This window comes from Geobacillus sp. BK01 (assembly GCF_052220245.1).
GTDB lineage: Bacteria > Bacillota > Bacilli > Bacillales > Anoxybacillaceae > Geobacillus.
This window is the reverse complement of record NZ_JBQPTH010000014.1, coordinates 1-14,877: the sequence shown is the minus strand read 5'-3', so window position 1 is coordinate 14,877 and position 14,877 is coordinate 1. Positions and strand designations below refer to the sequence as shown.

At 54.5% G+C, this 14,877-nt stretch carries 15 protein-coding genes; 10 read left to right on the top strand and 5 right to left on the bottom strand.

Annotation, left to right across the window (positions count from 1 at the left end; all coding sequences use genetic code 11):
- Positions 1-6 precede the first annotated feature (6 nt).
- From ACTVDO_RS12870 to ACTVDO_RS12830, 9 genes are all read left to right on the top strand, one after another.
- On the top strand, positions 7-291 hold the full coding sequence (locus ACTVDO_RS12870; protein WP_020958660.1) for a hypothetical protein: 285 nt from the start codon (positions 7-9) through the stop codon (positions 289-291).
- A 113-nt stretch (positions 292-404) separates the two neighbouring features.
- Positions 405-1,193, top strand: coding sequence for a MerR family transcriptional regulator (locus ACTVDO_RS12865; protein ID WP_041267727.1), 789 nt, complete (start codon positions 405-407; stop codon positions 1,191-1,193).
- A gap of 230 nt (positions 1,194-1,423) precedes the next feature.
- Positions 1,424-3,127, top strand: coding sequence for an ABC-ATPase domain-containing protein (locus ACTVDO_RS12860; RefSeq protein ID WP_020958663.1), 1,704 nt, complete (start codon positions 1,424-1,426; stop codon positions 3,125-3,127).
- Between the two features lie 362 nt (positions 3,128-3,489).
- Positions 3,490-3,858: a DUF2294 domain-containing protein gene (locus ACTVDO_RS12855; RefSeq protein WP_023817470.1), complete on the top strand. Its 369-nt coding sequence runs from the start codon at positions 3,490-3,492 to the stop codon at positions 3,856-3,858.
- 330 nt (positions 3,859-4,188) lie between these two features.
- Positions 4,189-5,691, top strand: a complete 1,503-nt coding sequence (locus ACTVDO_RS12850; protein ID WP_020958665.1) for an NADH dehydrogenase subunit 5 — start codon at positions 4,189-4,191, stop codon at positions 5,689-5,691.
- Entirely contained in the window at positions 5,684-8,308 is a 2,625-nt protein-coding gene (locus tag ACTVDO_RS12845; protein ID WP_442901668.1) for a DUF2309 domain-containing protein, read from the top strand. The genes ACTVDO_RS12850 and ACTVDO_RS12845 overlap by 8 nt, the downstream gene beginning before the upstream one ends.
- A 127-nt stretch (positions 8,309-8,435) precedes the next feature.
- The gene (locus ACTVDO_RS12840) at positions 8,436-8,978 is read left to right on the top strand and encodes an RNA polymerase sigma factor (RefSeq protein WP_020958667.1); all 543 of its coding nucleotides are present in this window, start codon (positions 8,436-8,438) and stop codon (positions 8,976-8,978) included.
- On the top strand, positions 8,971-9,714 hold the full coding sequence (locus tag ACTVDO_RS12835; RefSeq protein WP_020958668.1) for a hypothetical protein: 744 nt from the start codon (positions 8,971-8,973) through the stop codon (positions 9,712-9,714). The genes ACTVDO_RS12840 and ACTVDO_RS12835 overlap by 8 nt, the downstream gene beginning before the upstream one ends.
- 111 nt (positions 9,715-9,825) lie before the next feature.
- The gene (locus tag ACTVDO_RS12830; RefSeq protein ID WP_020958669.1) at positions 9,826-10,143 is read left to right on the top strand and encodes a DUF3870 domain-containing protein; all 318 of its coding nucleotides are present in this window, start codon (positions 9,826-9,828) and stop codon (positions 10,141-10,143) included.
- Positions 10,144-10,234: 91 nt separating this feature from the next.
- On the opposite strand, the gene ACTVDO_RS12825 is transcribed toward ACTVDO_RS12830, so the two are convergent.
- The 3 genes from ACTVDO_RS12825 to ACTVDO_RS12815 all read right to left on the bottom strand — a co-directional run bounded on the left by ACTVDO_RS12825 (position 10,235) and on the right by ACTVDO_RS12815 (position 13,304).
- Positions 10,235-11,434 (bottom strand): acyl-CoA dehydrogenase family protein, encoded by a 1,200-nt coding sequence (locus tag ACTVDO_RS12825; RefSeq protein WP_020958670.1) that lies wholly within the window; start codon positions 11,432-11,434, stop codon positions 10,235-10,237.
- Between the two features lie 120 nt (positions 11,435-11,554).
- On the bottom strand, positions 11,555-12,736 hold the full coding sequence (locus ACTVDO_RS12820) for a CaiB/BaiF CoA transferase family protein (RefSeq protein ID WP_442901667.1): 1,182 nt from the start codon (positions 12,734-12,736) through the stop codon (positions 11,555-11,557).
- A gap of 319 nt (positions 12,737-13,055) precedes the next feature.
- A complete protein-coding gene (locus ACTVDO_RS12815) occupies positions 13,056-13,304 on the bottom strand; it encodes a penicillin-binding transpeptidase domain-containing protein (RefSeq protein WP_442901666.1) in 249 nt (82 codons plus the stop codon).
- A gap of 82 nt (positions 13,305-13,386) precedes the next feature.
- On the opposite strand from ACTVDO_RS12815, the gene ACTVDO_RS12810 reads away from it, so the two are divergent.
- Positions 13,387-14,217 carry a glycosyltransferase family 8 protein gene (locus ACTVDO_RS12810; protein ID WP_442901665.1) on the top strand — a complete coding sequence of 277 codons (831 nt, stop codon included), beginning with the start codon at positions 13,387-13,389 and terminating at the stop codon, positions 14,215-14,217.
- A gap of 53 nt (positions 14,218-14,270) precedes the next feature.
- Here ACTVDO_RS12810 and ACTVDO_RS12805 read toward each other — a convergent pair whose 3' ends face one another.
- Positions 14,271-14,456, bottom strand: coding sequence for a YfhD family protein (locus tag ACTVDO_RS12805; RefSeq protein WP_020958674.1), 186 nt, complete (start codon positions 14,454-14,456; stop codon positions 14,271-14,273).
- An 89-nt stretch (positions 14,457-14,545) separates the two neighbouring features.
- Complete coding sequence (locus tag ACTVDO_RS12800) at positions 14,546-14,674, bottom strand: YfhE family protein (protein WP_020958675.1); 129 nt, start codon at positions 14,672-14,674, stop codon at positions 14,546-14,548.
- Positions 14,675-14,877: the final 203 nt, after the last annotated feature.

Below are 14,877 nucleotides of genomic sequence, written 5' to 3'. Positions count from 1 at the left end.
GTGTGAGTGAAGCGAAATGTTTTTCTCGTTGCCGTAGTGGGAATATTGGTTGTGTGTGCCGCCGTTTTTCCTTGGCAACCGGTTGGGATGGACAAAACAAAAGAGCCATCTGCCTCGTTTCGCCAGCGCATCATCATCCGCGATTCGGTTGATCAGCCGCTTTCACCCCATGTGAAACAAGCAGGGGCGATGGAAACAACTAGCGAGCCGCAGCTGTTGCCTAACGTCGATTTAGACCGTCCGATTGTGATCACGAAGATGCCGCATATCGAGAAAACGAAGAAAAATTGAGGAAAGACATCGCTTTCAACCAATAAAACGGCGATGGCTCGGTGAGGGCTCTGGGTGTGAGCCCTTTTTTCTTTTTTCCTCTTTACTTTCACGCTGCGTCAAGGTGTATCGTCATGAATAGGGAGGTGAGGGAAGTGGAGTACACGGTGCATGAGCTGGCGAAACTGGCCGGGGTCACGAGCCGGACGCTTCGATATTATGATGAGATTGGCTTGCTGAAGCCGGCGCGGTTGAGCGAGGCGGGGTATCGGCTGTACGGGCCGCGTGAAGTCGATCGTTTGCAGCAAATTCTCTTTTACCGTGAACTTGGCGTCGATTTGGAAACGATCAAACAGATCGTTTATTCTCCGTCGTTTGATGAACTTGAGGCGCTCAGACAGCACCGGGAACAGCTGTTGGAAAAACGGCGTCATCTTGATGCATTGATTGCGAGCGTCGAAAAAACGATTGCTGCGAAAGAAGGGGGAATCATGATGAGCGACAAGGAGAAATTCGCCGCGTTTAAGGAGCGGCTGATTGAAGAAAATGAACAAAACTATGGGGAGGAAATCCGGCAAAAATATGGAGAGGAACAAGTGAATCGCTCATACGAAACACTGCGGAATATGACGAAGGAACAGTTTGATGAGGCGGAGCGGCTCAGCCAGGATGTGCTTGAGTCCTTGAAAGAAGCGGTGTTGTCCGGCGACCCGGCCGGGGAGGCGGCGCAGCGGGCGGCTGATTTGCATAGGCAGTGGCTTAGTTTCTGGTGGAATCATTATTCCAAAGAGGCGCACGCCGGGCTGGCGCGCATGTATGTTGAGGACGAACGGTTCAAAGCGTACTATGACCGCGTCCACCCGGGAGCAGCGGAATTTTTCAAAGAAGCGATTTTCATTTATACCGGGATGAAAGATCGTTAAGCAGCAGGCGGCTCGCCCTAAGAATAGGCGGGCCGCTGTTTTTGCCGATGATGGATGAAGGAGAGGGATTTGCGGTACAATCAAAATTGGGCATAAAGGTTGCACAAGAGTTGAACATGGCTATGGAAGGGTCACGCAGGATCCATTGGGTATTTTTGAAGCGGGACCTAATTGTGAAAGCCGTCTATGAGTAAGGAAGAAACAAGAGAAAAAGAAAGGGGATGTTTCCAATGGAAACGTTCAGACAACGGCTGCGGTCGATCGACCAAAAAGGCTATAAGGCGTATAAAGCGATTGAAGGTACATATCGGTTTCCGGCGTTTACACTCGCGATCGACCACGTACAAGGCGACCCGTTCGCCGAGCCGTCCAAGGTGCGGGTAATCGTGCCGCGGGCGAAAACAATAGTAGCGCCAGAGTGGACGAATACGAAGCCGCGCCGCATCCGCTGTGAAGATGTATTGGCCCGCCGCGTCCATCATGAATTGCGGCAATGGCCGCTGCGGGCGCGCGGGTCGGGAAAAAGCGGACTCGTTTTGATTGATGCGCCGGGGCAGAAAGTGGTCGAGCGGACGGCGGTGCAAGTGGCGGACGAGACGATTACCGTTTGCTTGTCGGTCGGTTTGCCGGCGAACGGGCGGCGCGTTTTGGCAAAAGAAGCCGAAACCATCTTTTTCGAGCAAATCCCTTCCGTCATCGAACGGGCGGTGTACGGCCTGCGCCAAGAGGACATCGTTCCAGCGGTGGAGCTGGCTGATCAGCAGCACGCCATCCGCCGCTATTTGCACGAACATGGCTTTGTGGCGTTTGTCGCCAATGGCGCGATTTTGCCGCGGGAAAGCGGGGTGAGCGACAAGCCGCTGCGCCGTGGGGCGGTGCCGTTTCAAAGTCCGCCGGCGCTTGAGATCGCGATCCCCGTTCCGCATCGCGCTGAACCGATCAAAGGCATGGGGATCCGTAAAGGGATCACGCTTATTGTCGGCGGCGGCTACCACGGCAAATCGACGCTGCTTCAGGCGCTAGAGCATGGCGTATATGACCATATTGCCGGCGATGGCCGCGAGTTTGTCATCACGGACAGCGGAGCGGTGAAAATTCGCGCCGAAGACGGCCGCAATGTCACGGCGGTCGACATTTCACCGCTTATTGGCACACTGCCGCACGGCAAAGAGACAACACAGTTTTCGACGGAAAACGCGAGCGGCAGCACCTCGCAAGCGGCGAGCATGATCGAAATGGTCGAAGCGGGGGCATCGGCGTTTTTGATCGATGAAGATACGAGCGCGACGAATTTGCTCGTCCGCGATGCGCGCATGCAGGCGCTTGTGGCCAAAGAATCGGAGCCGATCACGCCGTATATTGACAAAGCGCGCCAACTGTTTCACGATTACGGCATTTCGACCGTCCTTGTCGTTGGCGGACTGGGCGATTATTTGGATATCGCCGATTGGGTGATCAAAATGGAAGCATACGTCCCGTTTGACGTGACGGCAGAGGCGAAGCAAATCGCTTTGCAGATGCCGTCGGGACGAAAAACAGAAGGCGGGGAGTCGTTCGGCCGCATTCGCGAGCGCATTCCGCTGCCTAGGAGTTTGAACAGCCAAAAAGGAAAGAAAGCCAAAGCCGCCGCGCGGGGGCGCCACGTCATTCAATACGGGGAAACGGATGTGCTCCTTTATGCGCTCGAACAGCTTGTTGATGACAGCCAAACGCGGGCGATTGCCGCGGCTTTGCTTTACATGGAACGGAACGGATGGCTGGCGAACCAGCAAACGGTGCGCGAACTGCTTGACCGCATGGAAAAACAATGGGATGATCATGGCCTCGGCTCCATCTCATTCCGAAAAGGCCACCCCGGCGAGCTCGCTCGCCCGCGCCGCTTCGAGCTGGCGGCGGCTCTCAACCGGCTGCGGACGCTCCGGTGCAGCCAATAGCGGTAGAATGGGAGAGGAAACTACAAAGAAAAAAGACGATAAGAGGCATGTTTTTCTTCATCGTTCTAGTCCGGTTTGACAAAGCAACAGCAACGTATCGGCATAAGCAAAATATGCAGTCGATGCGAAGAAGATGCTCTTCTTTATCGAATGGAAGGAAAAATAAGCTGTTCTTAACGTCGATGCCGGCGATGCGGCAAACAAAAAATAGCGGACAAAATCGGTTTGAATCCGCTTTCTGGTGGTGTTCCTGTGATTTTGCTCTAGCGCCGCCGGCCGATTACCGTTATAATTATGTCTATCAGTGTAACGCGGCGGAGGGCGGCAAGGAAGCCGCCGGTTGGTTAGAGGGGGATCAGGGCATGAACAAATCTAAAGGCTGGATCGAATCCGAAATCAGCAAAGCCTTAACAAAATGGGAAAAAGATTTTCTCGGCCGCGGTTCGGTGTCCGTCAAAACCGATATTTTGCGTGATATGATTATCGTTTCGCTGCACGGTATTTTAACGCCTGCCGAATACACCCTTTGCGAGTCAAAGGAAGGGATGCTGGGAGTGAAGCGGTCGCGAACGAGTTTGGTCGAATCAGGAGTCGATGACTTGAAAGAGATGATTTTGGAAATTACCGGTGAGCAGGTGAAAAGCTTTCATACTGATTTAAGCACCCGGACAGGCGAGCGAATTATCGTCTTTAAACTGTTCAACGATTTGGAAAAACAGCTGGCCAAGTAAATTTTTTGGATGACAGGTTGACAAAATTGTTGTATAATTAAAACAACTTCTGTATAGTAAGAATAGGATAAACAAAGACGGTATTGTCGGGAGCCCTTCAAAAAACCTACATCTGCTTAGGTTCGTTGAAGGGAAACCGACTGGCGTCTGTTGCACGAGCAATGACGGGAGATCTTCAAACGATTCATTATCGATTGGTTGAAGATAAACCGGCTATGGGCAATCTATAGGCAATGGAACGGCCTTCCTTCGGCCGCCTTGCTTGATTGACATAGCCGGTTTTTTCTTTTGCTCCTGAAAAAGAGTAGGCGGATGAGGGAGGAGATCTTGATGGGGATTGAATGGTTCGTATGGGGCTGGCTGGCTGCAGTGGCGATCGTTTTGGCCAGCGCGATCATATGGCTATTCCCACGCGTACCGGAGCGATATGTGCATATACACGTCTGGCTGTTGCTTCTTCCGGGAGCGGCGGCTGCCGCCGGATGGATCGGCGCCGGCAACGCAGAGGCTGGGCCGTGGCGGTTTGATGCAGTCAGTTGGTTGATGGCCGTCTATGTTTCACTTCTCAGTTGGGCGATTCAACGGTTTGCCGTTCGCTACTTGCATGGCGACCGCGCTTACCGTCGCTATTTTTCCTTGTTGACGTGGACGGTGTCGGCCGCTTCTCTGACATGGGCAAGCGGCGATATGCGCTTCGTTGCCGTCTGCTGGGGGCTTCCATTGGCAGGCCTTGTGACGCTAACGGCATTAAAAAAAGAGTGGAGGCCGGCACGATTTGTCGCCCGGCAGATGGCGGCAGTATTTGGCATCAGTTGGTTTGCTGTCGTCATCGTAGCTGTTTGGCTTGGGTTGGCGACCGGTGAATGGCGGCTTGTTTCTGCGCTGTCGGAGGAGCACCTTGCTCGTCTAGGCGCCTGGGAGAAGGCGGTGATGAATGGGCTGCTTATTTTGGCGGCGATCATTCCGGCCGGGCAATGGCCGTTTCACCGTTGGTTGATGGAATCGGTGGTGACACCGACGCCGGTGTCAGCGGTTATGCATGCCGGGCTTGTCAATGCCGGCGGGCTATTGCTTTGGCGCTTTTCTCCGCTCTTTAGCGGGACGGGGGCGCATGCAGCACTGTTTCTTGTCGCCTTTGTCTCGATTTTGATCGGCACAGGGATCAGCTTGGTGCATGTTGATTATAAACGCCAGCTTGTTGCGTCAACGATGGCGCAAATGGGGGTTATGCTTGTGCAATGCGCCCTTGGCGCCTACGGGGCAGCGGTGGTGCACTTGGTGTTGCACGGATTGTTTAAAGCGACACTTTTTCTGCAGTCCGGTTCCGTCGTCCCGCGAGTCGGCCGGGCAGGATATCGAAAGGCGAGCGGCTCGTGGCGGGGCGGCATGATCGTTGGCTCGCTGCTTGGAGTCTCCTTTTGGTTCGCTGCTCCCGGCGAACCGGCTCGCCTGTTAAGTGCGTTGCTGCTTGGTGCTTCAGCAGCAGTCGCCTGGGGACGGCTTGCCGACTTTCGCGAAGGCCGTTGGCTTGGTTTCACTGCTGTCGCTGTCTTGGCGTTCGGTTCGGAAACGGTGCGCCATCAGTTTATGGCTTTCTTTCATACAGAGGAGACGCTTTCGTTTGCGTCATCTGCTCTGTTTGAATGGATGGCAAGTGTTTTATTTATCGCTGCGGCGCTGGCTGCCGCATGGATTGCGAACCGGCGCACATCAACGCTTGCCGTTCGCCTGTATATGCGGCTCGTTCATCTTGGAGAACCGCGTCCGGCAGCGATGGAGACGCATCCGCGTTATTTGGCATCTTATATGAAGGAGGGAATGGCTCATGAGTAAAAGTGCGACGTCACTTGAGCGGCCGGTTGGAGTATGGCAGCGGGACCATGCACAAGCCCGCCCGCTCGCTGCCATCGTCAAGGAAGCAGCAAAGGTGATCGCCCCGCTTTGGCCGATTTCGGCATTCATCGCCCGCCATCCATGGATGGGACTGGAAGGGGAACCATTTGCCGATGCCGCCGACCGTCTGCAGCAGGCGCATGGAATTGACTTATATCCGCCGATGGCGGTTTTCCATGCGGCGATGGCAAAAGGGGAGATTGATCTTGTGTTCGTTGAACGGCAGCTGCAGCAGTGGCTCGACAAACAGCCGCTTTCGGTGTCGCGCCGCGAAGCGGAGCCGCTTTGCCGCGCCCTCCTTTGGAACGATACGGTGCCGGAAGAAGCGCTCTGTCTTCCGGAGTTGCCTCAGTTGGCGGAGGCGATCCGGCTGCGTCCGGCGGCTGTCCGGCCGATCAGCGCGCGGTTGGGCAATATTGTCGAACGGCTCGATCAACAGATGATCAAGTGGTGCAAACTGTTTTATGATGAAGCCAAGACACCTTGGGCGCTTCCGCATCGAGAGCGCGGCTTTTATCCGGCATGGCGCCGGCTTGTTGCCGCCGACCCGGCGCTTTCGAAAGAGGAACGGAACCGGCTTGCCGATTGGCCGCACGACGGGGAAGAGGCGCTGCGTCAAGCGCTGATGAAGCTTGGCGTGCGGGATGAAGAGGCCGGCGCTTACTTGGAGGCGCATTTGTTGGCGTTGCCCGGCTGGGCTGGTATGGTTGTATGGCGGTCGCGCCAGGTGGGCGACGAGGTGAGAGGATTGATCGACTATTTGGCGGTCCGCCTGTCGCTTGAATGGGCGCTTGTGGCGCCATATTTGCCGTTTGAACGGGGAAACCATACGGACAGCAGTGCTGTTCTTTCACTGTTGGCCGCTTGGCTGCACTGGGGCGGGATGACGCCGGAAGATTGGCAGAGGCTGCCCGAGAAAGAGCAGCGCGCCCGCCTAGCGTTCGTCGACCGGTTTTGGCGAATTGATCGGTGCCATCTTTGGCTTGAAGCATGGGAAAATACGTATGAAGCGAAATTAAAAGAAACGATATCGGCGCATCGGCCGATGGATGAAACGAAGGCGGCGATAGCACAGCTGTTGTTTTGCATTGACGTCCGTTCTGAGCCGTTCCGACGCCACTTAGAAGCAGTCGGGCCGTTTGAGACATATGGATGTGCCGGCTTTTTCGGCTTGCCGATTCAAACGCGCGCCCTTGACAGCGATGACGTTCACCCGTCGTGCCCGGCGATCGTTGCGCCGCAGCATGAGATCAACGAAACCGCCGTTTTGGAAGCGGCGCGTCCGTACCGCCGCCGGCGCGATATGTTCCGCTTTGTCGGTGAGACGTTTAAAAAAGTTAAGCAGCACGTGTTGGCGGGCTTATTGCTTCCGGAAATGAGCGGTCCGTGGCTCGGACTCCATACACTCGCCCGGAGCGCGGCGCCGGCTTGGGCCGGTCGGGTCGTCCGCCAGGCGGAAGCGGCAGCCGAACAAAAGCCGAAGACGGCCCTGTCGCTTCACCGCCATGGAAAGGATGAATCGACTGGACTGCCGGTCGGCTTTACAACGGAAGAACAAGTGCAATACGTGAAGCAGCTGCTCGTCAACATTGGCTTGACGTCTTCGTTCGCCCCGCTTGTTGTCGTCTGCGGCCATGAAAGCGAGACGGCCAACAATCCGTACGCTTCGGCGCTTGACTGTGGGGCGTGCGGCGGTGCGGCCGGAGCGTTTAACGCCCGGGTGTTTGCTGAATTGGCGAATCTGCCTAGCGTACGCGCCGAGCTGGCAAAAGAGGGAATCGTCATTCCAGATGAGACAGTGTTTGTGGCCGCTGAACATATCACGACCGTTGACGAACTGCGCTGGTTAGAGGTGCCGCCGTTATCGGAAGCGGCTGAGGCGGCGTTTCGACAGCTGAAGCCGGCGCTTGGCGAAGCGAGCCGCCGTGCGAACGCTGAGCGGATGGCAAAGCTGCCGCACGTTGGCGGCACACCGCGCGATCCGGTTGCGGAGGCGCAGCGGCGCGCCGTCGATTGGAGTGAAATCCGGCCGGAGTGGGGGTTGGCCGGGAACGCGGCGTTCTTGATCGGCCGCCGCGAGTTGACAAAAGGAACGAATTTAGACGGCCGCGTCTTTTTGCATAGCTATGACTGGCGGGAAGACCCGACCGGCGAAGCGCTCGCCGGCATTATCGCCGGGCCGGCGACCGTCGGGCAGTGGATCAATTTGCAATATTACGCTTCGACAGTCGCGCCGCATTACTACGGGAGCGGTGACAAAACAACCCAGACGGTCACAGGCGGCATCGGTGTCATGCAAGGGAACGGAAGCGACTTGTTAGCCGGCTTGCCATGGCAGTCGGTCGCCGCGTCCGACCGCGAACTGTTCCATGCCCCGCTCCGGTTGCTTGTCATCATTGAAGCGCCGTCCTATTATATCGAGCGATTGCTCGACAGAAATGAAGATTTCCGGCTCAAAGTACAAAACGGCTGGCTCCGTCTCGCTTCGATTGACCCAAACAGCGGGATGTGGGTGAATTGGAAAGCAGGGCACCTTGCCTCTGTGCCGCCGCGTTAGACAAAAATGTTCTGCCTCCTTCCGGTATGATCCGGCAGGAGGTTTTTGTTTTTGAAATTAAAAAACAAAAACGTTTTGCGGCTGTCGCGGGTATATAAGATGAAAACAGCTTTTAGGGAGTGGGAAAATGGAGAAGGAGCTGATCGAACGGGTCCAGCGCGGCGATGAAACGGCGTTCGCCGAGCTATATGCGCTTTACGCTGAATATGCGTTGCGCGTGGCGGCGGCGGTGACTGGAAACACCGCCAATGCGGCAGACGCTGTACAAGAGGCGTTTATTCGCGTTTATGATCATATTGGACGGTTTGATTCGTTCAGACCGTTTCGACCATGGTTTTACCGCATTTTAATCAATGAATGTCGACGAGTGATGAAAAAGCAGCGGACCATGGCCATGATGAGCGAAGACATAGGAAATAGCCGCCGCCTAGCGTACGAAGAGCATTACGCATTTGAGCAGTATGAAGAGCTGTACCGCGCGATTGGACGTCTTAAAGAGGAGCAGCGTATAGCGATTGTGCTGAAATATTTGCAAGGGTTTACCGATGAGGAGATTGCCGACATTCTGGATTTGAATGTGAATACAGTCAAGTCAAGGCTGTTTAAGGCGCGGGGTCAGTTAATGAAATGGATGAAAATGAGAGAGGAGAGAGGTGCGGGAAATGGATGAGCGGAAATGGGACGAAATGATACAAACAGCGCTGCTCTACGGAACGGATGAGGCAGCCGAACAGAAAGAAGATGTATGGGTGCACATTCGCTCTCGTATGGTGAAACAGCGACGGAAACGCCGCCGTACGGGAAAGAGGGGGTGGATGGCGGTTTCAGCGGCGGCAGCGGTCGCGCTGGCGTTTTTGTTCACTGCCCCTGGTCAGGCTGCGATCGATCAAGTTAAGCAATGGTTTGCCCCGAAAAAAGTGATCACAGAGGAAATTGAAGGGCAAAAAGAACAAAAGGAAGTAACGTTGAACGAGGGGAAAGCCGGCTATGTTATTTACGTCGATGAAAGCATGTACCGAATGGAAACAAGAAACGGGCACGATCGCATTGTGCCGCTTCATCAAGGAGGAAGCGACATCCCGCCGGTATATATGGAAATTCGTCAAGTGACGGATCGATCTCCGGAAACGGTTGCCGCTGAGTTGGAACAGGAAGTGAAGGAGAAATACCCGGTCATCATTCAAACTGGGAAGGTGAAAGAGCCGGTGACTGGCTATGTCATTCACGGGGAAGCCGGGTATAAGTGGAATGACGAAGTTGTCAAATATTATGTTGTTCCGAACGGCAAAGGCGGTGCGTTTATTATTGAGCAACGGTATTTTCTTGAAGCAAGCGAAGGGCACGGCGCTCGGTTTGACTATATGGTAAGGCAATTTCACATTGTGGATAAGCAGGAAGCGGAATAAACTTCGTCTTGTGCCGGCCGTCAAAACAAAAGGAAGGGAAAACCGCAGACGACAACGAAATAAAATAATGAACGTCCGGAAATATTCGGTGAAAGAAAAGAGGGAAAGCGGATGAAAACGCAGTTTATCGCCGGCCATGCACGGCTTCCGGCTGGAATGGCGGCCAAAAGCCTTTACGATACGCTAACGATCACGGCAGAGATTGATAAAAAATACGGGGTGATCGTGGAGGCCTCGTGCACGCTCGCCACTGAACACGGGCGTGATTACATCGCCCGGCTGCTGCGCGGCCATTCGCTGCGCGACGGCATTGACGAGCTGTTGGTGGAACTTGACGAAGGGTATTTGGGCAAAGCGCATTCCGCCTTATGCGCGGCGCTGAAAGATTTATACAAACAATATTGCAAAATGGATGAGAAAGACGAATAAGCGGCCGTTCCCCATCAGCGGATGGGGACAGCCGCGTTTTTGCGCGTGACCGCGATGGGGTCTCCGCTATTTCGACAATGGTTTAGTCCTTTTAGTCCTCGTCTGGCCGCCATGCCGGCAATGTTTTGCGCAGCGGTTTGTCTTCACGGTAGCCAAGCACGTATTCCGCCTGCATGATCGTATGGATTTCCCGCGTGCCTTCGTAAATGACCGGCGCTTTCGAGTTGCGCAAATAGCGCTCGACCGGGTATTCATTCGAATAGCCGTAGGCGCCGTGAACTTGGACCGCATCGTCGGCTGCTTTGTTGGCATAGTCGCAGGCGATCCATTTGGCGAGCGATGTTTCTCTCGTGCAGCGGCGGCCTTCGTTTTTTAGAAACCCAACTTTGTACACGAGCAGGCGGCTGATTTGCAGGCCGGCTTCCATGCGGGCGATCATTTGCTGAACGAGCTGATGGCGGCCGATTTCTTTGCCGAACGTTTTTCGCTCATGGCAGTATTTGACGCTAGCTTCCAGGCACGCCATAATAAGGCCGACGGCGCCGGCGGCAACCGTGAAACGGCCGTTGTCAAGCGCGGACATGGCAATTTTGAATCCTTCGCCTTCTTCCCCAAGCAAGTTTTCTTTCGGGACGCGGACGTTGTCGAAAAACAGCTCACCGGTGTTTCCGGAACGAATGCCAAGCTTCCCTTTGATCGGGCGCGATGAAAAACCGGGCATGGTTCGTTCGACGATAAAGGCGGAAATGCCGCGATGTTTTTTCGCTTTGTCCGTATAGGCGAACACGAGGAAATGGTCGGCGATGTCGGCAAGAGAGATCCATGTTTTTTGCCCGTTTAAAATATAGTCGTCCCCGTCGCGGACAGCGGTCGTTTGGATCGAAGCGACGTCCGAGCCGGCGTTTGGTTCAGTGAGGCCAAAGGCGCCGATTTTTTCCCCGCGCGCTTGCGGGACGAGGTATTTTTGTTTTTGTTCCTCAGTCCCCCATTGCAAAAGAGTGAGGCTATTGAGCCCGGTGTGAACCGACACGGCGGTGCGAAACGCCGTATCGCCGCGCTCGAGCTCTTCGCAGACGATGGCGAGCGAGTTGTAGTCCATGCCCATGCCGCCGTACTGCTCCGGAATGCAGACGCCCATTAGATTGAGTTCGGCGAGCCGTTGAAAAATATTGTGGTCAAATTCGCCGCGCTCATCCCATTCTTTCATGTGCGGTATAATTTCTTTGTCAACAAACTTGCGCACCGTTTGCCGCAGCATTTCCTGCTCTGGTGTAAAGTCGAAGTTCATCATCGTTTTCCATCCCCCTATGCATCCATTTGTTATTTAAACATAATTGCATCAACCGTTTCGATATGCCGGCGTTCACGGGTGTTCCGCCGGCCGTTGTAAGAGGTCGTGTCTCCTCCTTGGTCATGGCGACTCGTTACCATTGTTGTCGGCTGCTTGCCCGTTTCGCCACCCGGCTTCGGCTTCGCCGTTATGCTCGCCGGCGAGCGGGGGCGGCAGCCGATAGGAGACCGGTGTCCCAGACAGCTTGAGCGGGCTGGCGACGAGTTTCAGCGGGCCGACGGTTGGGTGGTGCATCGTGACCGTCATCTGGCGCGCGGCGGTTTGCGGATGGCGAAACAGTTCATCCATTGTCTGCACCGGGCCGCACGGAATCCCTTTTTCAGCGAGAAGGCGCTGCCATTCGGCGCGTGTTCGTCGCTTGATCTCTTCATTCAGCCGTCGGTTGAGTTCGTCCCGATGGGCGACGCGGCCGGGGTTGGTCTGAAAGCGCGGATCCGTTCCGATCGAGCGGTCGGACAACAGCGAGCAAAGCGCTTGAAATTGCCGGTCATTGCCGACGGCGATGACGATCGGTCCGTCGCTTGCTTCATACGTCGAGTACGGGACGATGTTCGGATGTTCATTGCCTAGCGGCCGCGGAATGTCACCTGACATTAAGTAGTTCGCCGCGACATTGACAAGCGTACCTACAGCACAATCAAAGAGTGACAAATCAATTTTTTGTCCGCGCCCCGTTTTTTCACGGGCCAAAAGCGCCGCTTCAATGGCGATGGCGGCATACAGCCCGGTGAACACATCCGTGACGGCCACCCCCACTTTGAGCGGGCCGGTGTCCGCGGTGCCGTTGATGCTCATCCAGCCGCTCATCGCTTGAATGATATAGTCGTAGCCGGCAAGCGAGGCGAGCGGGCCGGTTTCCCCGAACCCGGTGATCGAGCAGTAGATGAGGCGCGGGTTGAGGCGGGATAGCGATTCATAGTCGAGTCCCCATTTGTCCATCGTCCCGGTTTTAAAATTGTGGATGACGACATCGGCTGTCTCCGCCAGGCGGCGAACGGTTTCCCGCCCTTGCTCGGTTTTGAAATCGAGGGTTATACTCCGCTTGTTGCGGTTGACCGCCGTGTAGTAGGCGCTCATCCCATTTTGGAACGGCGGCCCCCAAAACCGGGTGTCATCCGACCCGCCCGGCGCTTCGATTTTGATGACATCGGCCCCTAAATCGCCTAATATCATCGTCGCATACGGGCCCGCCAATACGCGCGACAAATCGAGGACACGCACGCCATCAAGTGCTCCCGCCATTCGTTTCCCTCCTTTCCTGACATGCAAAAAGCCGGTTCCTAGGCAAAGTAAAGACAGGAACCGGCTTGAGCGGACTGAGGGAGCATGCCGGCAAGGACATGCCGCCAGACCGCACAGTTCTTTTGAATATTATGGAAGGCAAACATAGCGATGAACGCTGCCGTGACGGGCAGCGAGGTCAACGAACAGTGATGCCGGCCGTCTGATCTGCCGGGCGGTGAAGCGGGCAGGAGACGACTCGATACATTTATTATAGATTATTGTTTGATAATTGTAAATAGTCTAACTGGTATAAAAAACATCGGCCAGCCTTAATCGGCTAGCGGAAGGAAGTAAAGATACGCTTCGCTGTGTTGACGGCGTAGCGGCTGCCGCCGTCGTTTTCCACCCCTTCGATCAACAGGGCAAGCAACAGATCACGGCGGTCGGCCGGGTAGGCAACGAACAAGCCATTTTCCTTTCCTTGTGTTCCTTTTTCCTGCTTCAGCTCGGCAGTTCCGGTTTTGCGGGTAACATGAACAGGAAATATGATCCGACGAAAGGGATGATGGAAAACATTGCTGTTCAAGATTGAAAGGGGGCAACATTTGCCTTTGTTCAGATATAATTGTAAAGAAAGGGGAATCGATGAGATAAGGAAGTGATGGGGTATGTTTCATATTTTAGTGACGACAGACGCCAATTATCTTCCGCCGCTGAAAGTGTTGATGCATTCCTTGTTTTGCCATAATCGCCGTCCGTTCATATTTTATTTGTTATATTCGCGTATTGGTGGAGAGGAGATCAAAGCGCTTGGCGATTTTGTCCGCCGGCAAGGGCATGAGTTCGCGCCGATTTACGTTGACCCGCAGCTGTTTCATGACGCCCCGGTGTTCCGCCATTATACAGCTGAAATGTATTACCGGCTGGCGGCGCATTTGTTTCTTCCGCCCGATGTTGATCGGGTGCTGTACTTGGATCCGGACATCGTTGCCATCAATCCGATCGATGAACTGTATGAGATGGACTTTGAGGGGAACTGGTTTATCGCTGCTGAGCATACGCATTCGACCAAAGTGGCCAACTTGTTCAACAAACTTCGCTTGAAGACGCCGAATGCGAAAGGCTATTTCAACACGGGCGTCATGATGATGAACATCGCGGCGATGCGTGAACACGTCCGGCTTGCTGATATTTACCAGTTTATCCGCGACAATCGGTTTAAGCTTGTCCTTCCTGACCAAGATGTGCTCAACGGACTGTATTGGGACAAAATCAAGCCGGTCGACGGGTACCGCTACAATTATGATGCCCGTTATTACGATTTTTTGCAGCTGTTGCCCAATCCGAAACATAATTTGGCTTGGATCGAAGAAAACACCGTCTTTATTCATTATTGCGGAAAAGAAAAACCGTGGAAAGACAATTACAAAGGAGAGCTCGGCCTGTTTTACAGGCGATACAGCCAAGTGCTCGAACTCGAGGGGGAGGCGACGACATAACGGTGCAGTCTGCGAAGGAAAGAGGTGTCCCAACGAAAGGACACCTCTTTCCGTTACCGTTTGCGTTCTTGCCGGCGGATGCCAGCCGCCGCAGCGCGCGCTTGCGCCTCGAGATCTTCATGGTCGGCAAATTCCGCCGAATACTCGACGTCAATGCCGTCAGATTTCAACTGTTTCGGAACCTGCGGCAAAGTCGCCTTGTTTTTGTCGCGTGCCCGTTGTCCGCGAGATCGGCCCATCGTCCATGCCCCCTATAGAAATGTGTGAATCGTACGATTCATTCATTAGGATGGCATGAATGATACCGGTGTATAAATAGTAATCGTTTCTAATGGCGCGCCTTTTTCGGCGTATAGCCGCCCGCCTGGTCCGCCATTTTAAAATCGCGGGCATAACTCACTTCTTGGGCGCTTGTCAACGTATGTTTCACTTTTTCGCGCTTCCGTTTTTCCGCCATCGCTCGTTCCCTCGCTTTGCATCAATATTTTTTCAGTTCCATTTTGGACGTCATCGGCCATTTTTATGCATAAAAAGAGCATTCCCGTTAGGAGCTTTTCCGGGGACTTGATCAAAAAAAGCCCTCTTGGTATGATGCAGGGGTGCCAAACCATCTACCATCATGCCAAGGAGGACTTCAGATGAATTGTACACAAAATCAGA